General features: G+C 62.0%; 22 protein-coding genes. 6 read left to right on the forward strand and 16 right to left on the reverse strand.

The annotated features are described in order from the left end of the window. The first annotated feature begins 16 nt into the window (after nt 1-16). Nucleotides 17-1000 (forward strand): alpha/beta fold hydrolase, encoded by a 984-nt coding sequence (locus PLL20_10630; GenBank protein ID HPD30442.1) that lies wholly within the window; start codon nt 17-19, stop codon nt 998-1000. 50 nt (nt 1001-1050) lie between these two features. Here the strand turns inward: PLL20_10630 and rpmH are convergent, their stop codons facing one another. The 3 genes from rpmH to PLL20_10645 all read right to left on the reverse strand — a co-directional run bounded on the left by rpmH (nt 1051) and on the right by PLL20_10645 (nt 3044). Further along, a complete protein-coding gene (gene rpmH / locus PLL20_10635; protein HPD30443.1) occupies nt 1051-1191 on the reverse strand; it encodes a 50S ribosomal protein L34 in 141 nt (46 codons plus the stop codon). A gap of 153 nt (nt 1192-1344) precedes the next feature. Beyond that, nucleotides 1345-2085 carry a hypothetical protein gene (locus PLL20_10640; GenBank protein ID HPD30444.1) on the reverse strand — a complete coding sequence of 247 codons (741 nt, stop codon included), beginning with the start codon at nt 2083-2085 and terminating at the stop codon, nt 1345-1347. 224 nt (nt 2086-2309) lie between these two features. Further along, entirely contained in the window at nt 2310-3044 is a 735-nt protein-coding gene (locus tag PLL20_10645) for a hypothetical protein (GenBank protein HPD30445.1), read from the reverse strand. A 254-nt stretch (nt 3045-3298) separates the two neighbouring features. Between PLL20_10645 and PLL20_10650 the strand changes: the two genes are divergently transcribed. Beyond that, nucleotides 3299-4309: an isocitrate/isopropylmalate dehydrogenase family protein gene (locus tag PLL20_10650; GenBank protein HPD30446.1), complete on the forward strand. Its 1011-nt coding sequence runs from the start codon at nt 3299-3301 to the stop codon at nt 4307-4309. Further along, on the forward strand, nt 4306-5334 hold the full coding sequence (hemC, locus tag PLL20_10655; protein ID HPD30447.1) for a hydroxymethylbilane synthase: 1029 nt from the start codon (nt 4306-4308) through the stop codon (nt 5332-5334). Before PLL20_10650 ends, hemC begins: the two co-directional genes overlap by 4 nt. 155 nt (nt 5335-5489) lie before the next feature. Here the strand turns inward: hemC and PLL20_10660 are convergent, their stop codons facing one another. The 13 genes from PLL20_10660 to PLL20_10720 all read right to left on the reverse strand — a co-directional run bounded on the left by PLL20_10660 (nt 5490) and on the right by PLL20_10720 (nt 18653). Continuing rightward, a complete protein-coding gene (locus tag PLL20_10660; GenBank protein HPD30448.1) occupies nt 5490-6395 on the reverse strand; it encodes a hypothetical protein in 906 nt (301 codons plus the stop codon). A 185-nt stretch (nt 6396-6580) separates the two neighbouring features. After that, nucleotides 6581-7690, reverse strand: coding sequence for a hypothetical protein (locus tag PLL20_10665; GenBank protein ID HPD30449.1), 1110 nt, complete (start codon nt 7688-7690; stop codon nt 6581-6583). A 58-nt stretch (nt 7691-7748) separates the two neighbouring features. After that, a complete protein-coding gene (locus tag PLL20_10670; GenBank protein HPD30450.1) occupies nt 7749-8528 on the reverse strand; it encodes an MBL fold metallo-hydrolase in 780 nt (259 codons plus the stop codon). 169 nt (nt 8529-8697) lie between these two features. Next, a complete protein-coding gene (locus tag PLL20_10675) occupies nt 8698-10011 on the reverse strand; it encodes a hypothetical protein (GenBank protein ID HPD30451.1) in 1314 nt (437 codons plus the stop codon). 60 nt (nt 10012-10071) lie between these two features. Next, nucleotides 10072-11088 (reverse strand): DNA polymerase III subunit delta, encoded by a 1017-nt coding sequence (holA, locus tag PLL20_10680; protein ID HPD30452.1) that lies wholly within the window; start codon nt 11086-11088, stop codon nt 10072-10074. Nucleotides 11089-11261: 173 nt separating this feature from the next. Further along, nucleotides 11262-12599, reverse strand: coding sequence for a tetratricopeptide repeat protein (locus PLL20_10685; protein HPD30453.1), 1338 nt, complete (start codon nt 12597-12599; stop codon nt 11262-11264). Nucleotides 12600-12743: 144 nt separating this feature from the next. Next, nucleotides 12744-13640: a hypothetical protein gene (locus tag PLL20_10690; GenBank protein HPD30454.1), complete on the reverse strand. Its 897-nt coding sequence runs from the start codon at nt 13638-13640 to the stop codon at nt 12744-12746. Between the two features lie 12 nt (nt 13641-13652). Then, nucleotides 13653-14303: a bifunctional 4-hydroxy-2-oxoglutarate aldolase/2-dehydro-3-deoxy-phosphogluconate aldolase gene (eda, locus tag PLL20_10695; GenBank protein ID HPD30455.1), complete on the reverse strand. Its 651-nt coding sequence runs from the start codon at nt 14301-14303 to the stop codon at nt 13653-13655. A 145-nt stretch (nt 14304-14448) separates the two neighbouring features. Further along, the gene (locus PLL20_10700) at nt 14449-15765 is read right to left on the reverse strand and encodes a beta-ketoacyl-[acyl-carrier-protein] synthase family protein (protein ID HPD30456.1); all 1317 of its coding nucleotides are present in this window, start codon (nt 15763-15765) and stop codon (nt 14449-14451) included. 1 nt (nt 15766) lies between these two features. Continuing rightward, a complete protein-coding gene (locus PLL20_10705; GenBank protein HPD30457.1) occupies nt 15767-17104 on the reverse strand; it encodes a beta-ketoacyl-[acyl-carrier-protein] synthase family protein in 1338 nt (445 codons plus the stop codon). A gap of 10 nt (nt 17105-17114) precedes the next feature. Next, the gene (locus PLL20_10710; protein HPD30458.1) at nt 17115-17600 is read right to left on the reverse strand and encodes a 3-hydroxyacyl-ACP dehydratase FabZ family protein; all 486 of its coding nucleotides are present in this window, start codon (nt 17598-17600) and stop codon (nt 17115-17117) included. Between the two features lie 102 nt (nt 17601-17702). Then, nucleotides 17703-18092: an acyl carrier protein gene (locus PLL20_10715; GenBank protein HPD30459.1), complete on the reverse strand. Its 390-nt coding sequence runs from the start codon at nt 18090-18092 to the stop codon at nt 17703-17705. 90 nt (nt 18093-18182) lie between these two features. Further along, the gene (locus tag PLL20_10720; GenBank protein ID HPD30460.1) at nt 18183-18653 is read right to left on the reverse strand and encodes a 3-hydroxyacyl-ACP dehydratase FabZ family protein; all 471 of its coding nucleotides are present in this window, start codon (nt 18651-18653) and stop codon (nt 18183-18185) included. 287 nt (nt 18654-18940) lie between these two features. Here PLL20_10720 and PLL20_10725 point away from each other — a divergent pair, with 287 nt between their 5' ends. The 3 genes from PLL20_10725 to PLL20_10735 all read left to right on the forward strand — a co-directional run bounded on the left by PLL20_10725 (nt 18941) and on the right by PLL20_10735 (nt 23405). Next, nucleotides 18941-20383, forward strand: a complete 1443-nt coding sequence (locus PLL20_10725) for a HAMP domain-containing sensor histidine kinase (GenBank protein ID HPD30461.1) — start codon at nt 18941-18943, stop codon at nt 20381-20383. Nucleotides 20384-20420: 37 nt separating this feature from the next. Further along, entirely contained in the window at nt 20421-21809 is a 1389-nt protein-coding gene (locus PLL20_10730) for a sigma-54 dependent transcriptional regulator (GenBank protein ID HPD30462.1), read from the forward strand. A 450-nt stretch (nt 21810-22259) separates the two neighbouring features. Continuing rightward, nucleotides 22260-23405 carry a prepilin-type N-terminal cleavage/methylation domain-containing protein gene (locus PLL20_10735; GenBank protein ID HPD30463.1) on the forward strand — a complete coding sequence of 382 codons (1146 nt, stop codon included), beginning with the start codon at nt 22260-22262 and terminating at the stop codon, nt 23403-23405. Nucleotides 23406-23460: the final 55 nt, after the last annotated feature.

The raw sequence follows: 23460 nt of genomic DNA on the forward strand, positions 1-23460 counted from the left end.
CGACGAGGGGGGCCACATGAAGCGGGTGGTATCCGGGATTCTGATAGCCGCGGTTCATGCGGCGATGGTTTTGGGCGTTGCGCCGGCGGCGCGTGCAGCCGCCACATCGCGCCCGGCCGAGACGCATTCCCAAATGGAGACCCGTCGCGTCAGTTTCACCACTGACGACGGTATCGAAATCCACGGCACGTTTGTGCCGTCGCGGGCCCAGGCGGAAGACATGGCTCCGATCGCCATTCTGCTACACATGTACAACACGGACCATAAGGACTTTTTGCCGCTGCTGCCATTTCTGCATATGGCGGGCTTTGCCGCGCTTGCCATTGACGTGCGTGGTCACGGCCAGAGCGTCGGCCCGGCCGCGATGAACCTGCCGAAGCGGGTGGGGGATCGCGATCCAAAACTGTTTCGGGAGATGTATCGTGACGTGGAGGCGGCTTACCTGTGGCTGGCTGATCAACCAGGAGTCGATACGGGGCGATTTGTGCTCGTTGGTGCCAGCGTCGGCGGCAGCGTGGTGATGAACTACGCCGGCCGTGACCGCTCCGTGGACGCCGTTGTGTGGCTGACGCCCGGGACGAAGTACCTCGGCATCGACTCGATGCGTGACGCCCGCAAGTACGGCCGTCGGCCGCTCTTGATGCTGGCTGCAGAGCCCGAACGGAGCGCCGCCGAGGCGCTGGCGGCGATTGTGCCCGGAGCCAACGTGCAACTTTTCCCCGGACAGGCCGGCGACCAGATGGCCCTGCACGGTACACGCATGCTGGGCCAGGTGGCCGGGATCGAAAAGACCATCGTCGATTTTCTCACGAAGTCCGTTGGGCCGCCCGCCACGCAACCCGTGGTGGCCAGTCTCAGCAGTGATGTCTACCACACCCCGGACTCACCTTCGGTCAAGCGAATCAAAAAGGCGAACCGCCGGCAGTTCAGCTCGCCGACAGAGGCCGAGACTCGAGGCCTGAAGCCCTCGAAGACCGCCGCTCGCAAACCGGCTCGATGATCACAGGTAAAGGGTTTCCCTGGGTACCCCGCTTGGACGGTGCCGGCGGGTCACCGCATGACGGACAGAGTGTGACGGCCTCGGCGGCGTTGTCGATTGATGAGTTTGCGGCCTTTGGAAGTCCGCATACGGGCACGAAAACCTTGTTTACGTATCTTCTTTCTGCGACTGATCTTACGCGGATAATGCATGGTCCTTTCGTCCTCTGTTTCTCAGCTTTTGGTCTCTTTGATCCCCTATGATAACGGCCTGTTGCCGTGAACGCCAATCTCTACGACAGCCTTTTCCGTCGGCGGAAAGGCCGGCGAGGCTGAAGTGGGCATTGTGAGCCTCGGTATCGGGTCTTACGATTCGGTGGGGGCGGTTTGTGTGACGGCCAGGCGACCAAGCAGCTCGTCCAGCTTCTTAGCTTTGCGATGGACGAAAAGCACGGTACTCAATTCGTGCTGGGTGTTGCTGTCGCCGAAGTAGAAGACCAGCTTGCCGGTTCCGAGAATCGCGTACTCGACGACGTCTTCGATGACCAGCTTGAAGCGGGCCTGGGCGGTGGGGTGCCGTTCCTGTTCGTGCATGAAGCCGCGGTGGATGATGATCTCGTTGTGCTCGACTTTCCAGTAGTTGAAGCGGGTGATGATCCAGGCGATTCCAAGGTTGAAGAGCAACACCATGGCGAACAGAAAGTAGAACCGGTCGTTGGCCACCACCCTGACGCTGAGAAAGCGGCCGATGATCGCCCAGATCGATGTTTCGGCACTGCGGTTGATCAGCGCCAGCACAAGTATCAGGACGGCGATGAGGAGCGTTACCAGGATAAAGCCTTTCAGGCTGAGGTCATACAGCAACATGGTCAGGTTCACCGCGAGTACCACAAGGAAGAAGAGGCCGATGTAGTGTTGGACGGCACCGAAAGTGGCGTTGGCCTCTGCGGTGGGCATCTGATACCAGAGCATGAGGATTCCGCAGATCAGGGCGGCAAAGAGCGTTGGCAGCATGAGAATGATCTTAGGCCAGGGCCTGATGACCAGTGCCTCGATAGGTTTAGGTCCGACAAAGGATGGCTCGGCTGGGGTTGGCGAATCGGCCATGAATCGGGTCTCCTACCTGAAAGTCTTCAGCCCCTCAGACACAACGGCAATGCAGATATGTCGGCAGATCATAAACGGGCGCCGAGCGGGAATCCAGATGGGTCAGGCAGGCCGGTGAATAGGGCGAAGGGGGAGAGCAAGATCGCGCGGATGGAAGCTGGTTTCCGGGACAACGCGCCGGTGGGCAAGCCGCTGATGCCACTGTGCCGACGACGGACCGATGGTCAGGAGACGTTCCTGCGGATTGAGATGTCGTGTTGGCAGGCGTCGTAGCACTGGGGCGCTGGGACGATCATGCGAGCGGCCTGGTCGTCGACGACCGTGATTCCGAAGTCCTCCAGAGTCTGCAAAGCGACAATCACTTCCGGCGGCCGGACGGGCCACAGCGGAACCTCAAGGAACACGTCCCCCGCCGCTCGTGGGGCAACGAGGAGCAAGGAGGCCACAGCGCCGGGTGCATCGTTGTTCTGAACCGTCGCCCGGCCACCGCGGAAGAGTGCCGGTCCGATCTGGATACCGGACCCGGACGCATCATGATCAGGGTGAATCTGAGCTCCCAGATCGGTCAGCGCGTTGATGAGCGATGCGAGAGAGGCGGTCATCGACGGCGGGTTCGTGAGGCAGTACCGGCTTCGGCCCGAAACGCAGGCCGCCAGCAGCAGGTGAGCCGTTGGCGATTGTCCCCAACAGTTGAGTTCGAGATCGCCGTGGACCCAGTATCCGCCGCAGCCGGTGATCTCGATGCAGCCTGTGGCTTCGTCCGCCAGGATCATGGCGCCAAGTTGCCGCAGTCCGTCGATCAGCGTTGGTATGGCCGGGTCAAATGCCGCGTTGGTGATTCTCGATGAGCCCCTGGCCATTGACGCGGCGAATAGCGCCATGGCGGTAGGCGATATTGCGGCCGCCGTCGCGGGCATATCGTTGCCAGTCCAGCTCAGCTTCTCGAGTCGCTCTTCCATATTCGTCATCATACCCTGGGTGTTCCCGCAAGTCTTCAATCGAGGCATGAATCGGGTCGGTTCGTCGTATCGACGCCGGCCAGGAATCCGCCGGCGGCACACACATAAGAACGTCCGTCAGATGTGTCGAACACTTGCGATGGGACGTCGGATTGCCGGAGGAAACCGGGTGGCTATAATTTCGCCCGTCGCTCAGGCTGCCGCAGGGCAACATGGTGCCTGACAGGTGCGCCGCTACGCGAGGACCAAGAGACATGACACACACGGTTTGTCTGGTGCCCGGAGACGGAATCGGTCCGGAAGTCACCTCCGTTGCCAAGCGGGTGATCGAAGCGGCGAATGTCGATATCGAGTGGGTCAACCTGCCGGCCGGCGAGACCGGGATCGAGTTCTTCGGCAATCCCTTGCCTGAGCGGACCATCGCGGCCATCATCGGCCACGGTATCGCTCTCAAGGGCCCGATCACCACACAGGTTGCCAGCGGTCATGGCAACGTCAGCATCAGACTGCGGCAGCGGTTGGGGCTCTCGGCAGCGGTCAGGCCGGTCAAGTCCATTCCGGGCGTGAAGGCCCTCCACCCCAAGGTCGATCTCATCATCATTCGCGAGAATACGGAGGGTTTGTTTGCCGGAATCGAGAACGAGGTTGCTCCAGGGGTCACCCAGGCGCTGAAGGTTTGTACGGCCGATGTATCGACGAGAATCGCCAGGTTCGCATTCGAGTATGCCCTGTCACACGATCGCAGAAAAGTCACCGTATTTCACCGGGCCGATCTCCTGAGGCGCACGGACGGCCTTCTCTTGCGGTGTGCCCGGAAGGCGCACCGCTCGTTTTCCGATCAAATCGTCTATGAAGAAATGAACATCGACAACGGTTGCATGCAGTTGGTTCGCAACCCCTCGCAGTTTGACGTCATCCTGCTTGACAGCCTGACCGGGGGCATGGTCAGCAGCATTGCGGCCGGGCTGGTTGGTGGGCCCGGCATGGTCCCGAGTGCCAGTTTCGGCTCGCAGTGCGTGCTCTTCGAGCCGCTGCATGGCTCGGCTCCGGACATCGCGCGAAAAGGGATCGCCAATCCGCTGGCTTGCATTCTCAGCGGAGCGATGATGCTCGAACACCTGGGAGAGGACGCGGCGGCCTCTCGTATTCGCAGTGCCTGCGAGCTGGCACTCAGCACAGGTGATGCCTCAGTGCTGACACCCGACCTTGGCGGTTCAGGTTCGACAGCCTCTCTGACTGACGCAGTCATTCGAGCCTTGAAGTGAGCAAGTCGCGCCGGCAAAACGAGCTTGTCGTGGGTACCCGCGGGTCGCAACTGGCCCGCGCCCAGACGAACTGGGTTATCGAGCGGCTTCGCGCCGCCCACGCCGGGCTCGAAGTCCGCGCTGAAATCATCACCACAACGGGCGACCGCTTTCAGGATCGGCCGTTGCCGGAGATTGGCGGCAAGGGCTTGTTCACCGAGGAGCTTGAACGCGCCTTGCTGGACGGCTCAATTGACCTGGCGGTCCACTCAGCCAAGGACCTGCCCACGGATCTGGCCGACGGGCTCGATGTTCTGGCCTACCCGGCTCGCGAGGACCCGCGAGACGCGTGGGTTTCGGCTGATGGAGCTCCCTTTGACAAGCTGCCTCCTGAGAGTGTCGTGGGGACGACCAGCCTGAGACGCCAGGCGCAGTTGCTGCATCTGCGGCCGGATCTTCGGTTCGTTGGTCTGCGAGGCAACGTGGACACGCGCATCCGAAAGATCCATCGCGGAGACTGTGCGGGGGCTGTGCTGGCCATGGCGGGCCTGAAGCGCGCGGGTCTGGAAGAGCATGTCACGCATCCCTTCGACCCGCAGGTGTGTCTGCCGGCGCCGGGGCAAGGTGCCCTGGCCCTGGAAGGCCGCAAGGGCGACGAGCGAGTGGTATCGCTGCTGGCGGTCGTGCATGACGAGGCGACGGCGGCCGCTGTCCGTTCCGAGCGAGCAGTCTTGTCGATGCTGGATGCCGGTTGCCGGGCGCCGGTGGCGATCCTGGCGGAAGTGATCGCCGAGCCGATGAGTGTTTCAGGGCCGACAAGTGTATCAGGCAGTCCTTCCCCCCTTGCCAAGGGGGGACCGAGGGGGATTCTTCGGTGCCAGGCGCTGGTCCTTGATCCTAAAGGAACCCGCCACGTCCGGGCCAAGGCCGAGCGGCCGGCAAGTCAGTCGGACGATCTGGTGGCCGACATCGTATCCCAGCTCCGCAGCGGCGGGGGAGATGAAATCATCGCGAAGTGCCGTTTTGATGAAGGAACCAGGCGGTAGGGCAGTGTCGAGGTCGCTACGGCGGCCGAGACCCGTCGTTTTGTTGGGCGTGGGCCGCTGGAACGAGATTCCCATCTCGTTTCCCCATGTGGTAGGATTCCAGTCCGCAAACACGAACACCGCTCAGCGGATCTGAGGCTCGTGCTCACGGACGGTCACCGCTGTTTCGGGCTGCTGACGAGCTGCAGGTCGCTGTGGGTGAGATCTCGGAACAGAAAGATGAGCATGGGCAGCAGAGGCAGCAGGCCCGCGAGCAATGCTCTGCCAGCATACCAGGCCAAAACCGCCAGTGGCGACGGTGACGGCCAGAGCAGCTGGTTCACCATCTGCTGGATCATCAATCCCGCGGTGAAGATTGCGAGATTGAGAACAGCCAACGTGCGCACAAGCCTTGGTTTGCGCCACTGCAGGATCGCGGACAGCCACAGCCAGATGGCAAACCCGGCGGTGATGAAAATGGCAAGGACGCAGAAAGCCTTGCCGCTCGGGTAACCCTGCAGCCGGAGGTAGCGAAGGATGCCGCCGAAGCCCGCGGCGATCCACGCCTCAAGCAGCCCCATGTTGATGAAAATGACGACGAGGAGAAGCAGCCAGTCCTTGCGGGGATTGAATCGTGTGCGTGACAGCAGTGGTGGTGCTTCGTCCGGTCGTCGAGCAAGCGAACGGCGGCGGAGGCCCGTTGTCAGGAAGATCAGCAGGAGAAACGGCGGCAGCGCCTCCACCCATTGGCTCAGCCAGTAGAGTAACAGGTCGGGCCGGCTGAACCCGCCGATTGGGTTGCCGAAGGCGACCGACAGCGGGACCGGCAGGATGAAGGTTAGACATACACTTGCGAAGACGGCAACGCCGAGCTTGCGGCCCCAATCGCGGCGGCGGTGCAGCCCGAGCGCGGCGATCGCACCCAGAACCGCGAAGATGAGCGCCCTTACCAGATAGGGAAGGGTGCTGAGCATCGCGAAGGGACGTGACGCCGGGGTCGACCTGAGACTGAGGAGAAACGGGATCAGAAACGGCGAAGTGAAAACACCGCTGATCACGTACCCGAGCAGCACCCACTTCATCAGGACGGGCCACTTTGCCTGGAACGTCCCGGCAACCTCCACCGGATCGAACGCGTTGCCGCACTCTGGGCAGCGGTTCTCCGGCAGCCCGCGAAGCGAGTACCCGCAATGCGGGCAACAGGCCTCCGCAAGCGGGTCCTCGGCCTGGCCACTGACAACTGAAGACTGACAACTGACCACTTCTACTATCCCTTCGCCTCCAGCCTCCGGATATCCTCCCTGCCGGCGGGCAGGAACGCAAACAACACCAATGCCAGGCACGGGGTCAGCGTCGCGACGATCCGCAGCGCCGAACAGAGGGCCCAGAGGGGCTCGGGCGCATAGGCGATCTGGTAGGCGATGAACTCAAGAACCCTAACGCTGACCAGCGTGCACGCAACCGCGATTGTCAGCAGACGCGTCAGTGAGGGTCGGAGCCATATGACCGCCGAGGCCGCCATCGTGAGCAGGCCAAGCATGACATGGATCTTCGCGGTGGCCTCGAGCAAATCGGCTCCCTGGGCTTGCACGGCGATCCCAAGGTATCGTGAGATCTGCTTCATTGCGTGGAGTCCGAGCCAGCCGTAGCCGGCCAGAGCCACACCCAGCCCGAGAAGGATCATGGCAATGAGGAGCGGCCAGTCTCGCCTGATCAGAGACGGTCCGGGTGGCGGCAAGGAAGGCTGCGGCCTGCCTTTGCGAATGAGAGTCTTTCTCCGCAGGCCGGTCAGCGTAAACAACACAACCAGTGCGGGTTCCAGTCCTCGGGCAAGAAGAGCCAGGCGTGGCAGGGTGGCGCTGACAGCCTCACGCAGACCCGACGTCGCCCCGATTGTCTCCTGAATGCCGTGGAGATAGGACAGCGAGGCGAAGAGGCTGACAGTGAAGATGAGCACGCAGCCTTTCCTGGCCCAATCTCTGCGTTGGATGAGTCCGACGATGCAGATGGGGCCGACTGCGAGGATAAGAGCCGTCTTGACCAGCGAAGCGACGTTGACGACGTCTCTGAGCGGCTCCGCGGCCGTGCCGTGGGGAAGAAGAAGATAAGCGTTCCATCGCAACAGTGCGGGCGAGAGGTCAAGGATAGTGGCGATCACGCACGCCGCGAGGTACCAGGTCAGCAGTTGCGGCCAGCGGGGTCGAAAAGACTGCGTGAGCTCCGTCACCTCGAACGGCCGTCCACACTCCGGGCACCGGTTCTCGGGCAGGCCGCGAAGCGAATACCCGCAGTGTGGGCACCGAGCGTCGACCGGGAGATGAGCAACGTCCGAGCTGATCGCTGACTGCTGACCGCTGACCGCTTCCTCGCTATCCACAGTCTGTCCCTGTCCTCATGGGTTCACCGGCGGCATGAAGCCGCCGGCTCGTCGATCGTCATGCATCCTTGATCTCGATCACCTGCCCGTCATAGGCCAGTGCCATTCCGGCCGGCAGCTCGGCGTTGGTCGCCTCGTGCCCCAGTTCGTGGGCGATGTGGGTGAAGAAGGTCTGTTTGGCTCCGACTTGGCGAGCGACGTCCACGGCCTGCTCGAGATTGAAATGCGTCGGGTGTGGCCGGCGGCGCAGCCCGTCGAGAATGAGCACCTGCAGCCCCTGCAGGAGGTTCATCGACTCCTCGGGAACCTGGTTACAGTCGGTGCAATAGGCGAAAGGTCCGACACGGTAGCCCAATACAGTCAGCTTGCCGTGATAGAGGGGAATGGGGATGACGAGGACGCCGAAGAGGTCAAACGGCTCGTTGATCACGATCATTTCCAGGTGCGGCTTGGCGCTGGGGTAGTCGGGCATGTCTTTGAATGCGTACGGGAACATGCGGCGAAGATCATGCAGGGTGTGAGCGTCGCCGTAGCAGGGGATAGGCGCTTTCTGGAGAGCGTTGAACCGCCGGAGATCGTCAAGGCCGACGATGTGATCGGCGTGTGAGTGGGTGTAGAGCACGGCGTCCACGCGGGTGATGTTGCAGGCAAGGCATTGGGTCCTCAGCTCCGGGGAGGTATCGATGAGAAACGAGCACCCGGCCGCCTCGACGATGACGCTGGTTCGCGTCCGCTTATCGCGGGGATCGCTTGACGTGCAGACGGGGCATGAGCAGCCGATCATCGGAATGCCGTGCGAGGTCCCGCTGCCCAGTATCACGATACGGTAGGTGCTCATTGGACGGGTAGTCTACACGGAAACAGCAGGCTTGCCAGTGAGGAAGGCTCAAGGCTCAAGGATGAAGGATGAGGGATGAAGGATGGGCGACGACGAGGATTGAAAACTCAGTTGCCCAATAGAGCCGGTCTTGACTCATCCTTCCGCCTTCGTCCTTCCGCCTTGGGTCTCACTGTCCCACCGTGAAGGTGAGTTTCTGTTGATCGGTGGTTGCTCCGAGCCTGTCCTCAATGGTCACCTTGAGAATGTATTCGCCGGCCGGCAGATCGTCGGGAAGATTGATCGGGAAGGGTATGAAAAAGTCCTGCCGGGGAGTGACCACGCGATCGACAATGTTCGGTTCGGATCGCTGCCACACGATTTTCCCGCTCGAGTCGAAGATTTCGACCTTTTGCGACAAGATGGTCTGCAGTTTCCCGTCGTCGGTGGGCTCGGAACGGAAGTTGTTCACCTCGGTGTAGAGAAACACCTGCACGGGCTTGCCGGCCGGAAACTTGGGCGGGTTCAGGGCGAGGTAGTCGCCGAAGCTGTTGATCCGCGTAACCAGTGCGATCCTGGGAATGGACACGGGTAATTGCTGACCGAGAAGCCGGCGGAGTTCGTCAACCGCCGCCAGGGCCGAGGGGTCTTTGCTGGCAGGGTCCACAATCATCTTTTTCGAGTTGCGAAGCGTCTTGAGCAGGGCGATCACGAACTCGGCGCGCACCGGATCGCCGATGTTCAGGGGGGCGACGGCTTTCTCATCCTGTCCGGTCGCCAGGTAGAGCAGACGAAGCTTGAGCTGATCGTCGAGTTGCTCCGGGTGCCTGGCGACAACGTCCTCGAGATAAGCAATCATCGCGGCGGTGTCCATCGGCATGGGGCCGGAGGGTTCGCCCGTCGTTGGTCGGTTAGCGGCAGCAGATGATTGGGCTGACGCGGTGGGTTGCGAGGGCCGAATCGCCGGTCGAACGTCGACCAGCTCGACGCGCGGGCCACGGGCGGGCGCGGCCATGACGGCCGTCATGGGACTTGGTGGCCCATCAGACTTATGTTCTTGAGGGTCAATGGCAATGGCGGCATTTGCCTTTCCCGCCGGCCGACTCGTGACGGCAAGAGCAGGCGGCTTGGGCGAGGGCGTTGTCCCCTCGATCGTCTTGTCTCTTGTGGGTCTGGTCGCTGATGGTCGTGGCGGCTCGCCTGCGGGGCGGCTTTGGGGCGCGCTTGTCAAGGCCTGTTGGACGCGGGTCAGGTATTCCTCGATCCGTTGGGAGACTGCGGCCATCTTGGCATCGGCGGCGGAGGATGTCTCTTCTGTCTCTTCGGCAGGAGCCGACGCAGGCGGCATTGCGGATGTCGGCTGCGAGACCGCATGGGCGTCCTCGGGGTGCTTACCGGTCTGGCCCCACGCCGGCCACAGAGGTTGAAGTTGGCCATTGTTACAGCCGGCGGCGAGCAAGCCACCCACCCCGGCTGCCAACAGGAGCGTCCGTGCTCGTTTCATATCACTCGACTCCCGAATGACTCGGCCGGCGCTTGCCCCCTGACGATCGCACCAGCCGATCTATCCCGTCGCTCTTTTCTGTCGCCTGTTGCGACAGCCTTCAATGATGAAGGCTTCGATTGAAGACTGCACGCTCGGGCCGCCGGTTTTGGCGTCTACGTCGGCCTTGAGCAAGGTGCACAGCATCTGCTCAAGCTGCTGCACCGAGAAAGCCGCCAGCTCCGACCGCACGCCGGCCTCATCGTTCCATCGCATCAGCATCCGGGCGATTTCGGAAATGGGCGTGCCGGTTTGTTGGGCCCGCTTCGCGGCCAACAGTCGCCGAACGGTAAAGGCGATACCGGCCACCGCACGGCCGGGGGCCGCCCGGTCGGTCTGCCAGACCTCCTCCCACAGGCCGATTGCCCGGGCCTCATTTCCCGCCGCCATTGCCGAGAGTATATCCCAAACTTTCTCTTCTCGATGTTGCCCGACCAAGGCCTCCACATCGGCGACCGCGATCCGTTTGCGTTCGCCCACGTACAGGGCCAGCTTTTCCAATTCGCCGTCCAACAATCCCAGATCGTTACCGACCAGATCCTGCAGCAGCGCGGCCGCTCGCGAGTCGATCTGAGCGCCGTGTGTTTTTCTCGCCCGATCAGCCAGCCAAGCCGGCAACATGCGGGGCTTGATTGTCTCACACTTGATCACCTCTCCCGCGGCCTGCGCCCGCTTGTACAGCCGAGTGGTTGCCGGAAACGACTTGCACTCCAGCAACAGCACGCCACAAGGACTGGGGTTTTCCAGATATTCCTCCAACTCGGCCCGGTAGCGGGTGATGAACAGGTCCGCGTCTCGAACCATCACCAGCCGTTTTTCCGCCAGAAACGGCAAGGTCCGGGCATCGTCAAGCACGTCAGCCAGCTCCAGTCCGGTCGAGGCTCCGTCGTACTCGCTCAGCGACAAGGACCGGTCGGCACTGCCCAGGACCCGGCGAACGATTCCCTGAATCGCTTCCTGTCTGAGAAAGACCTCCGGACCGGAAACAACGTAGATCACCGGATTGGCCGGCGATGGCTTATCTTGGGCGGCTGGCATGCTCGTCTATCTCGCGTCTTTCTGGCGGCCTTCTTCAAGTCACCGAGCCTTTCGACCGCGCTACAACATGTGCGGAAAGCCGGCGCCTAAGCTCAACCTTTGGCAAGCCTCAGATACCGTGAAGACGCCGGTGCTGTCCTACCGTACACTCGCGGCGGCTTTCACACGTGCTCCTAGCGCTGCTGACGGTCGGTCTTGGCCTGTCCGCCCACTGCGGCACCGTATCGTGAGAGACGCCATTTGGCGTCATTGATCACCGCTGCGGCGGCGGGATCCGCCTGCAAGGCCCTTGTCCACATTTCCCGGGCATCGCCCGGCCGCTCCATCTTAAACAGGACGTCGCCAAGGTCCAGCCATGCCCTGGCGTCCTTCTCGTTATATCTGACGAGCTGTTGGAGAATCTCGTATGACTTGGCATATTGCCGTTGTGCGATGTACGATTCGTGGATTCCTCGCAAAGCCAACTGATGTCGGGGTTCCAGGGCAAGGACGGATTGGAACTTTTCGATCGCCTTGGCGTACTCCTTCTGGTAATAGTGGATGACCCCGAGGTCATAGAGCGACGGAATGTGTGTCGGATCGATCTCCAGGGCCTCCCGGAATCGCTCTGCCGCGACGGCGTACTCGTTTCGGCCGGCATGCCAACTGCCCCTCGACCACAACTGCTCGACTCTCTCCCGGTCGGCCTTGGCCAGGAACCGCAGGCCGGCCGGGTTGGTGGTCGGTTGGGCCGGCTTTGACGTACTTGTGTTGGCCGTCGGTCCGGCAGGACGCGTGGACGTTTCAGGTAGTGGAATGCCCTTGGTCACCCACCGGTCGATCGGAACAGGGCCGAAAAGCCGTTCGACGACGTGGCCACCAAGATCTCGAACCGCCAGCTTCAGCGTGATCTGGCCTGCGACGTGTGCGGGCAGCGTCCAGTCGTACTGCCCGGAGTTTGGCAGTTCCTGTTCGATGACCTGCCACGATTGCTCGATCGAACAAAGATACGAAAGCGACACCGGTCGACTGGAAAGATGGGCATCATGAGCCGTCCATCTGAGCTGGACAATCCGTCGCGCCGCGAAAGACTCGACCGGCTCGACACTGTCCCACTGGACCAGCGGCGGCGTGTAGTCGATGAAGACGCGACGCTGTGGTTCCGTGCCGGCAGTGGGCGGGGGGGATGAGGACATGCCTTTGTCGTTGACGATCAGGGTGAAGCCATACAAGCCTTCAGCGGGGGCCTCGAAGGTGATCGGGCGATCGTGATCCTTGTGTATGCCCCATCGCTGCCAACTGGCGCCGCGGTCGCGGGTGTACCAGAGCTCGACCTCCGCGTCCGGGCTGGCATCCATCAGGCGGTACTGCAGCTCCACCTGTCGCGATCGGACGGCCTGAACAAGATCCTGTTCACCCTGTGTCTGCGACGTCGGCGCGCACACCATCACCCCGGCCGACAGCAATACGTTCAAACGGCGTGTCAGCCGGGCGCAACGGCACCGCGCTCCGCGCAGACGAATCACTGGCATCCTGCCCGCCTCTTTTCGCCGCTGGCAGCGGCACAACCCAACGCTCCGCGTCGGGGCCCACTGAAAGGTTTATCGGAACACATGCCCGGATGACTCCAGCGGCATCGGGCGGATGTGACGATTCCCCGATAACCGTAAGTGCCTTTAGAACCAATAGATAAGGTTGGCAAGGTGCAGGTAGAGGGCCAGGAAAGCCAACTCGGCGACCAGGCCCGTAAGCAAGATGCTGGGCTCAGTTTGACCATCACCCCGGCGGGCCATGAGGAAGCTTGCCCAGTAAGCGATGACCATCACTGCAATCGAGATCATCAGGCCGTAAGCCAAGCTGCGTCCCGAGGGTATGAAGACGCTCTCGCCGGATATGACCGTGGCGCAGTAGACCATGGTGACCACGGTGACGACCAGCCACTGAGCGAGAACCCGTGGCAGCGAGAGCCCCATTGTCATCCGACCAAGCCACCCGGGCTGGGAAGTTGAAACACGGCCGATGAGCATAGCCAAGCCGATGGCCCAGCGTCCCCAGATCGGCATCAGCAACAGCGGCCTGTAGATAACCATGTCGGGGCAAAACCAGCGAACCTGGCCGGGCAGATACCAGTTGATGCTTGGCGTAGCCTTAACCACGTTTCCCACCGGCAGGGACAGGAACATCGCGTATTTCGCGACCAGGACCAGCAGAACCGCCAGGAGGACGCCCAGCGTCATTCCTGCCGGACCGCACACAGCTCCTGATTTCGCCGGATGCTGCAGCCGTGCAATGCCCGCCAGCAACCGGTGCCCGCAGAAGCCCAGATCGATCGCCAGCACCGCCACCGCCGGAAGCCAGCGAATCCCTTGATACTCCCCAAACCATCTCCACGTGACGCGGAAGATGAACAGGTAGACCAGACCGATCAGCAATCCCCAAGGAACGAACCAGCAAGCGGCTTTGGGCCACGAGGGGTCGTCCGGTCGGCGGAGCCGATCCATGGGGAAGAGGAACCCAGCCGCCAGAACGGCGGCGCGAAGGCGAGTCGGCGATACATCGACCGCATTAGCCATGGCTCTACTTGCTCAGCCGCCTCGAGCGTGCTTGACCCGCTCCAGGAACGCGGCTGCGGTTCTGGTCAGACCGGCGAAATCGCGGTTCTTGATGGCGTCCTTCGTCACTAGCGACGATCCCACACCCAGCGCAGCGGCGCCGGCCTTGATGAAGTCGGCCACGGTATCGAGATTCACCCCACCTGTGGGAACGAGCTTGATGTGCGGCAGGGGGCCGCGAATGTCTTTGATGTATTCCGCGCCGACCGTGCTCGTGGGAAAGACTTTTACGAAATCCGCACCGGCCTGCCAGGCTCGGACGATCTCCGTCGGCGTGAACGCCCCCGGCATGACCGGCACGCTGTAGCGATTGCAGATCTCGATGGTCGATAGATCGGTGATCGGCGCGACCACGAATTGGGCCCCGGCCAGAATCGCGGCCCGGGCCGTTTCCGAATCCAGCACCGTCCCGACACCGATGGCCGCAGAGTCGCCCACAGTCTTGCGGGCGGCGCGGATGACCTCCAGCGCATTTGGCGTGGTCATCGTGACTTCGATGCAGGTGACGCCTCCGGCCCGCAAGGCATTGACGACCTCGACGAGTTCGTCGCTGCCTGATGCCCGAATGATGGCCACCAGGCCGGTGGTTTCGATTTCGCGAATGATCTCGGTAGCAGTCTTCACGGGTGAGACTCCGTATGGTCCGGTACTCCGGGCCGGCCGGCCGACGCCGAGGGGGCTCCGGCGGGCGAGCCCCGCCGTGTTTCTCCGCCGGCAGGTCCGCGCCGCCCCTGGCGGCCCCGATCATGCGCCCCTTTTCGGCTTCCGGTCAATTCTCGCGATCGCACGCCACGGCGATCAGCGTATCGTTCTGGCCGCCGAACCCGAAACTGTTACTGAGCGTGTTGACCACTTTGGCCTTGCGGGCCTGGTTGGGAACGTAGTCCAACTGGCAGTTGGGGTCCGGTTGGCGGTAATTGATGGTCGGCGGCAGCACCTGGTCGCGAATCGCCAGAACGCATGTGATCAGTTCGACGGCGCCGGCGGCTGCGATCAGGTGGCCCATCATGCTCTTGATCGAACTGACCGGCGGTGCGGTCTCTCGCCCGCCGAAAACCGAAGCGATGGCCAGCGACTCAATCTTGTCGTTTTCCTCGGTGCCGGTGCCATGTGCGGAGATGTAGTGAATGTCGCCCGGCTTCAGACCGGCGTCCTCAAGAGCCAACCGCATGGCGGCGATACCGCCCCGACCGGTCTCGTGGATGTCGGTGATGCGGAACGCGTCGGCGGTCGAGCCGTAGCCGAGGATCTCAGAGTATATTCTTGCCCCGCGGCGCCTGGCGTGTTCGTACTCCTCGAGGATAAGGATGCCCGATCCTTCGCCGAGCACGAATCCGTCGCGGGTTTGGTCGAACGGCCGGCTGGCCGTTTGATAATCATCGTTTCTTGTCGAGAGGGCGGTCAGGCGGTTGAAACCGGTCAGGCCGAACGGGTGCAACATGCTGTGCGTGCCGCCGGAAATGATGACATCGGCGTCGCCTCGGCGGATCAGGTTTGTGGCTTCGCCCATTGCCTGGGTGCTCGCGGCACAGGCCGTGAGCGTATTGAACGTCGGGCCCTGGGCATTGAACTGGCAGGCAATATGACCGGCGGCCATGTTCGGATCCTGCTCGCGCTCGGAGACGGCCTGCAATTCCCGCACCGCTCGGTCGACCCACTTGCGGGCGTCGAGATTGCCTCGGCCCCCGTTGGCCTGGTGGTCCCAGCCGGCCACGGCCGCAGCGACGAAATGATCGAAATCGATCGGACCTTCGCCCCCGCCCAGGTAGATGCCGACTCGCGTGGGGTCGAGGCTGTTGTTGCCCGCCAGCCCTGCGTCACGCCAGGCCATTGTCGCGGCTGCCAGGGCGAATCTGCTGTTGCGGCTGGCATCTTTGTGCTTGTCTGCGTCGGGACCGAGGTACTTGCCCAGCTCAAAGCCGCGGACCTCCGCGGAGAAGGTCGTGGGGAAGGTGCTGGCGTCGAACAGAGTCGTCGGCCGGACGGCGCTTTCGCCGCGCAGCAACCGCTGCCACACGATCTCGATATCATCGCCGAGCGGCGTGACCCACCCGATGCCTGTTACCACCACTCGCCGTCGTGACACGTCATGCCTCCATCCGCTTGAGCACCAGGGCCGCGTTTTGACCGCCACTGAGGGCATAAGCCGTGCTCACCGCGTTCCTGATTGTCGCCTTCAGCGGTTGTCCGGCAACCACGTTCAGGCCGCATTCCGGATCGACGCGATCTGCGTTCAGGGCCGGTGGGACGATGCCTTGGCTGATGCACAGCGCGGCGATGCCGAGATCGATCGCCCCGCTGCCCGCACCGTTGTTGCCGATGGCACCCTTGATGGCCAGAACCGGAACCGCGGATCCGCGGGCGTTGAGGGCCGCTCGAATGCCACGCGCTTCGGACAGGTCGTGGGCGACGGCTCCTGAACCGAATGCTCCCACCAGCTCGATTTCGTCGGGCTTCAGATTTGCATCATCCAAGGCTTTCCTGATCGCCAGGGCGATCCCGGCGCCTTCCGGATGCGGCTCATACCAACTGTGCGTATTGTTGCTTGCTCCGAAGCCGGCCACCTCGCAATAGACGCGGGCTCCGCGTCGCCGTGCGTGCTCGAGCTCCTCGAGAATGAGCAGGCCGCCGCCTTCACTGATGACGATGCCGTTGCGGTCCACGTCGAACGGGCGGCATGCCTGCTGCGGCTTGTCGTTGTGTCTCGTCGTCAGCCGTTTCAGGAGTTGCTGCCGCATCAGGCCCATCGGGTTGATCTTGCTCTCCGCGCCGCCGCAGATGCAAACGTCAGCCGCTCCCCGAGCGATCGTCCGGAAGGCTTCGCCGATGGCCAAGTGGCTCGACGCTTCACCGCAGGTGATTGTGTTCGATGGGGCCTGGGCGTCGTGCACGATGGTGACGTGGCAGCTCAGCATGTTGGGCAGGAACTTGAGCAGCCACAAGGGCGTGAGGTTGTTCATGCCTTCGCTGCCCCACTTGCGGATGCTGAACCGGCCGCTTTCGTCGACCGCCGTCGCCAAAGCCCCGGCCAGCTCGGTCAGGTCGGCGCAGATCAAGCCCGCGCCGATGTTCGCCCCCAGGCGCGTCGAGTCCACGTTCGGAGGGCCTTGCACCTCGCCTCGTTCAATCAGACACTTGGTCTTGAGTCCGGCATCTTTGACGGCCTCGTAGGCCGCGGCCACCGCGATCTCGATGTCGCGGGCCATCACCTTGGTGCTCTTGAGGTAGCTGCGCGGCACGTAGTTCTTCATCACCAGCGAATCAATCTCGCCGCCGATCTGGGATTCAAATCCGGAAGGGTCAAAAGCCGTCAACCGGCGGATGCCGCACTTGCCTTCCAGCAGGGCGTTCCAGACACTCTCTGTCCCGATGCCGATCGGCGTGACCAATCCGATCCCGGTGACGACGACGCGACGTGAACTCATGCCTCAATCCTCAATGAGTGCCCGCCGGCCCCTTGATCTGGAACGTGCTCAGCAGGTTCTTGAAGTCTTCGGTGAATACGAAGTTCTCCTCGGGGAAGTTCAAGCCGCTCATGTTCTGGTCGATATGCGAGAACATTAAATCGACCGTCCCGAATGCCTCGCCGTCGCAGTAGATCTTGCCCGACGTCAGTGCGGCCTCGTCCGCGATGGATTCGATCACCGCTTCGTAGCGAAGCTGTTGACCCGGCCGGGCGATGCCGTCGAAGACCGCATGCCTGACCTTCGCCAAGATCACCTTTTCAGAGAAGTTGCGGGCCTCGCCGACCAGAATGCCGGCCGTCTGGGCCATGCCCTCGATCATGAGGCTCGGCGGCATCACCGGAAAACCGGGAAAGTGGTCGTGCAGGTGTTCCTCGGCCAGCGAGAGATTCTTGATGGCCACCGCCCGCTTTCCCGATTCGAACTCCACGAACCTGTCGATCCAGAACCAACGCATGATGTCAGGTCGCTCCGCAGCGGCTGATCCGCCGTGTTTCCAACAGCAACGGCCGGCGCCGGGCCGGCCGTCGGTCTATTCCATCGGCGAGTACCCTGTTGGTCACGCGGCCAGCTTGGACTGAATGTAGTTGACCAGCGTCCGGACAGTGAACAACTCGGGAACCTTGTTGACATCCGGGTCCGCGTCAAAGCCCGAGAAATCGGCATGTGGCATCGCCGCCTTGATTTTCGCCAGGCCGGTGGGCGTGAACTTGCCGTTGGACACGAACTCGGGGTTGTTCAACAGGTCGTCCGGGAACAACTCTCCGCGCGGGATCTTGATGCCAAAGCCCTTTTCCAGTCTGAACACGATGTCCAGGAAGTCGATGCTCTCGGCTCCGAGATCACCCTGAAGGGTCGCTTCCTCGGTGACTTCATCCGGCTCAACCGCCAGGGCTTCAACAAGCGTGTTCCGGACGTTCTCGAAGATCTCGTCCCGGCTCATCGCCATCGCAGGTTTCCTCCGTCATCTAGGTCTTCATCGCAGGCCGCCAGGATCGGTTTACCTCAACCCGTATCTCCCCGAACGGCCTCAATAGGGTCAATTCCTTGTCAAGATCTCCATTCGTTGGCGCAACTCGGCCACCAGCTTCCGGTCGCTGGCCTCCATGGCCGGGTTGTCCTCCGCCAGGTTGAAGTGGCGGAGCGTCAGATGAGCCCGGACCACTTCCGTGTCGCCGCGCCGCCCGACCCCCACAAACTTGCTGCTCGTCCGGCCGATCTCCTTGGCGTCAAGCGTCAGCTCAAGGGTTTGACCCGGTGCCACAAAGCTCTTGTAGGTGACGTTCCGAGCTTCGGCCAGGAGAATCATGCTATGCGCAAAGTCCTCCGTTCTCCGAACTAGCCAAGCGGCTGCCTGAGTCATCGCCTCAATCATCAAGACACCGGGCATGACCGGAAAGTGGGGAAAATGGTCTGCCAAGTACTCCTCGGCGGTGGTGAGGGCCTTTACCGCCCGGATACGACGGCCGGGAACCAGTTCCGTTATTCTGTCAATCAGGTTGAATTTCATGCTCGGCTGACGCACGTCCCCATCGTTTATCCACAGCGAGCACAGGAGTGTAGACGCACTCCCGTTTCGATGCAAGCCCTCCCAAAGTCCGGTCCCGTCGACTATTTCCCGACAGCCTATGGACTTACCGCCGTGCCGCGACCCTGACGGACCGCTGGCACGCGGTTTGCAAGCACAAGACGACCGGGGTTCGCGGGGTGTTGTGCCCTCGACGGGCACCTGATACCGTTTGGTGGGCGGGCTGCCAGGGGGCGCCTCGGGCCCCAATGGCCGGTTCGGTGCGATTCATGAGCCTTCGATACCGGTTGCTGCTGGTTTACCTCATCGTGGTGCTGCTGACTGCGGCTACTGTGGCAGTCGCATTGCTGGAGCTACGGCATTCAAGCAGGATCATAGCCGATCTGCAACACTGGCATGAGGCAGTGCTGAGGGTGGAGAGACTGCGCACGGCTTTCGAAAGGGAGGCCTTGTCTCCGCTTGGGGTGTCACCCGTGCCGCCCCCGGAGGGCTTGGACTTCGAGAAGCTGCTCGCCGAGACGCGGAACTTGCTGGACTTCGACCTGGCCCGTTGGCACCTGCAGGTCGTGGCGAGGGATTACCGCGAATGGCAGGAGCTGGCCCGCCGCTCGGCCACGCGACCGGCGAATGCAACAACACCGCCCGTCGAAAGCGCTGGTTCGTCGCCGGTTGAGGAGGATCCGCTGAGTGCCCAGACCGGCGTCGTCCGCAGGACACTCCAGCGAACCGTCTGGTTTCTCGAGGGCAAGCAGACGGAGGTTATGAATGAGGCAAATGAACAGACTTCCAGGACCATGGCAATGCTTAATGTTGTCTTGGCCTTGCTGGCCCTTCACGTTCTGACGGTCGGGTGGTTATTTGGCCGGTGGGTACTGGTGCCGATGGCCAGACTCAACCGACAGGTGGAGGCGCTCGCTCATGATTTGCCCCCGGACGAGCCGCTGCTGACGGCGCCTCCCGAGATGGCCAATCTGGCCGGAGCTCTGGATCGTGCCCGAATCAGCTTGGGTGAAATGCGTAATCGCCTTGTCGAGTCCGAACGCCTGACTGCGGTTGGGCAGTTTGCCGCCCAGTTGGCGCACAACCTTCGCAACCCCTTGGCCAGCATTCGCGCGCTGGCCCAGGTTGTGTCGCGCCATGATGCGGGCGACGGACGGATACGCGACCGCATGGCGGAAATCATCGCTTCAGTCGACCGTCTCAACCGCTGGATCGGCAGCCTGATGGAAGTCGTCCGCCAGGAAGCAACGACCTTGCAGATGGCCGACGTTATGCCCGTCATTCACCGTGTGCATGAAGCCCTGAGCGCAGAGCTTTCTTCCAAGGATTTGACTTGGCGGGTCGACGCTCCCACTGGCAGAGTCATGTGCTTGCACAGTCCGGAAACGCTGGAACATGCTCTGGTTGCCATGGCTGTGAACGCGGTCGAAGCGTCACCGGTCGGCGGCCGTATCACTGTTAGGGTCGAGCAGACTCCCGAAAAGGCGTGCCGGATTTCCGTCACAGATGATGGTCCGGGGCTCCCTCGAGACAATCCGGAGATCATCTTCGACTCGTCCTATTCCACCAAGGAGCGAGGCTTAGGATTGGGGCTGTCCTTGATGCGCCTGGCTCTCGCCAGACAGGGGGGCGCGACGGGGGCCATGAACAACCCCGACGGCGGCGCGGTTGTGTTCATCGAACTGCCGATGAGCGATGTACGAAGCAGTTGAGAGGTTTGAAAGGCTCTGGAATCGGCCGAGGTCTGCCATGCCCAGGATCTTAATTGTCGAGGATGAAGTCGGATTGGCGCGAGCGATGGGCGATGCCCTTACGGACGCCGGGCATGAGGTCCGGCTCGTACATGCCGGCGAGAAGGTCATGGGCGAGTTCCGCAGCTTCCAGCCGCAGATGCTCATTCTGGATGTGCGGCTTGGCGGTATCAGCGGGTTGAACCTCCTCACGGAGATCAAGACTGAGTCGCCCGACGTTGAGGCAATCGTGGTAACCGCTTACGGGAGCGTGGAAGTGGCGGTCGACGCCATGAAGCGCGGAGCCGCCGAGTTTCTTACCAAGCCGGTGGATCTCGACGTCCTTGCGGTGGCTGTGGACCGTGTATGGTCGGCGTCGCACGCCCGCCGACGACTCGAGCAGTATCGCAGCGCCCAGGCGGAACAGTTGAGACAGGTTCAACTGGTCGGCAACTGCCCGCGAATCGTCGCGATCCGCGAGCAGGTGGGCAGACTCGCCGCACGAGCCGTGTCCGCCGGCCTCGACATGCCCGCAATTCTCCTCACAGGTGAGACTGGCACCGGCAAGGATCTGCTTGCTTACAACATCCACGCGTCGCTCAAGCATCGTACCGGACCGTTCGTTGCCCTCAATTGCAGCGCGGTGCCCGCGGAACTGTTTGAATCGGAACTTTTCGGGCACGCAAGGGGCGCCTTCAGCGGGGCGACCGCCGACAAACCCGGCATGTTCGCCACGGCGGACGGCGGCACGCTTTTTCTGGATGAGATCGCTGATCTGCCTGCGGCGCTGCAACCCAAACTCCTGCGCGCCTTGGAGACCCACACGGTCAGACGGATCGGCGAGACGCGAGATCGAAGTATCGACATCTGTCTCATCGCGGCCACCAATCGGGACATTGAGTCGTTGATCAGGGAGGGCAGATTTCGCGAGGATCTTTATTACCGGCTGAAGGTCATATCCTTCCATTTGCCGCCTCTTCGAGAACGTGGGGACGACGTTCTGCTGCTCGCGGACCTGTTTTGTTCCCGACTTGCGGCCAAGTACGGGATCGCGGGCCTGAATCTGACGCCGGCGGCCAGGGAGGCGCTGCGCCAACACCAATGGCCCGGGAACGTACGCGAACTCCAGCATGCACTGGAGGGGGCCGCCCTGAGCATCTCAGGCTCGACCATCGACGACGCAGACCTGCCGGTGCCGGTCAGGGCGGACCCGATCACGCGGGCGGAGCGCAACTTGGATGAAGGTACCCCTATCGACCTTGAGCAGCTTGAGAGGTCGTTGATCGAGCGCGCGCTGAAGCAGACCGGTGGAAATGCCTCTGCTGCGGCTCGACTGTTGTCGATCGGCCGCGAGGCGATGCGATACCGTATGTCGAAGTTCGGGTTACTGCCCGAAGGCGGAGAATAGTTGATCGCCCCCCGGCATCAGGGATTTGTTCGGATGAATTCTTCCGCAAACACCTCGCGCTGATTCTCTCCGAGACCTGCATGGTTAAGCCAGACTGACTCTTATCCTCCAGAATCACAAATGACGGCTTCTTCACGATGGTGACGCGAACCATCCCGAATTGGTTCATTTCAACCACTGGTTGGTTGAAATGAACCAACGATATGTGAACAGGGGGGCGGAACAGCTCTTGGAAGGCTCGCAAAGAGACTTGGCGTTTGGCACGCGACGTGTAGAGCAATCCGGCAGAGCCCGGACCCCCGACCCGCGTGGCGACGTCGGGGCCGACAGGCTGAGGATGCCTCACGCGAACCCCGCAGGGCGTCCTGACGGCGGCTTGGCAGGCGGCCGGCATCCGGTTATGGTCGACGTTTTGTGATAGGCTTTTTCTGGAACCTAAGGAGGCGTGTCATGTCGAGTGAACGAGCGTCGCCCCGCAAGAGAGGGGCCTTTACACTTATTGAGCTTCTGGTCGTGATAGCGATTATCGCGCTGCTGATCGCCATTCTGTTGCCGTCGCTGTCGCGGGCTCGCGAAATCGCCAAGCGCACCAGTTGCGCAGCCAACCTGAAAGCCATTGCCCAGGCATGCGTCATTTACAGCGAGTCCAATCAGCATCGCTTTCCGACGGCATGGCGGCCAAGCAATCTTGTGGCCGGTACCGCCATGCATACGAATATCGGACGTTACAGAGGTTTGCCCGATGGCTTTATCACTGTTACCGCCACGACCCCTTCCGGGACCGAAGACAACGGCAGCAACACTCGCTCCTATTGGAAGCTTCTGATGGGCGGCAGGAAAGCATATTTGCAGCCGAAGCAGGTGATCTGCCCAAGCCCTCGCGCCTTGGGGCACAAGACGTCAGGACCCAACCCCTATCCGATTGTCGGTGATCCGAAGGAACCGAACGCCACAGCGGCCAACTTGTGGCGGGGTTCCGGTCCGGCGCTGCAGCCCGGACAGGAGTCCAGATGGTTTGACTTTGACGGTGCTGCGGTCTCCAACAACAGTAGCGAATGCTCCGATTTCAGCTATTCCTTCCAGTTGAGCCACGAAGCGGCGAGCTCGGCCGGCCGCTCATACGGCGTTGCTATGACCAATTCGCAGGATCCGCGCAGAGCACTAGCCGCGGATCGCAATCCGTTCTCGAACTTGGTTCGATCTCAGACGCGGCCAACCCCGGTGTATGGCAGATACGACTATGATCAGACGGCGCAGGCCACCGGCATGCCGCCACCCGGTGACCTTGACGGAAATGGTACGACCACCGCCGCCGAATGGGTGCAGGCCATTAACAGAAAGCACAAGTCGCTCAACTCCCGCAATCACAGCCGCGAAGGCCAGAACGTGTCGTATGTGGACGGCCACGCGAAGTGGTATAATAACCCCCTCTGTGGGGCCGATGAAGACCTGATCTGGACGCCCACCAGCACGGACGTGAACATGAAGCACGTGCAACTGGGCAATAACAGCGGGACCCTGGAGCCGTGGCAGGCGAACTACATGCTCACCATGTCAACTGCGGGCGTGCAGACCGATTCAGTATTGATCCCCTAGGTTGCGGCAAACCGCCCGGAGTCTGCATTGGAGTTGTTTTAGCTGACTGCGAGAA

Source organism: Phycisphaerae bacterium, assembly GCA_035384605.1.
Lineage (GTDB): Bacteria > Planctomycetota > Phycisphaerae > UBA1845 > PWPN01 > JAUCQB01.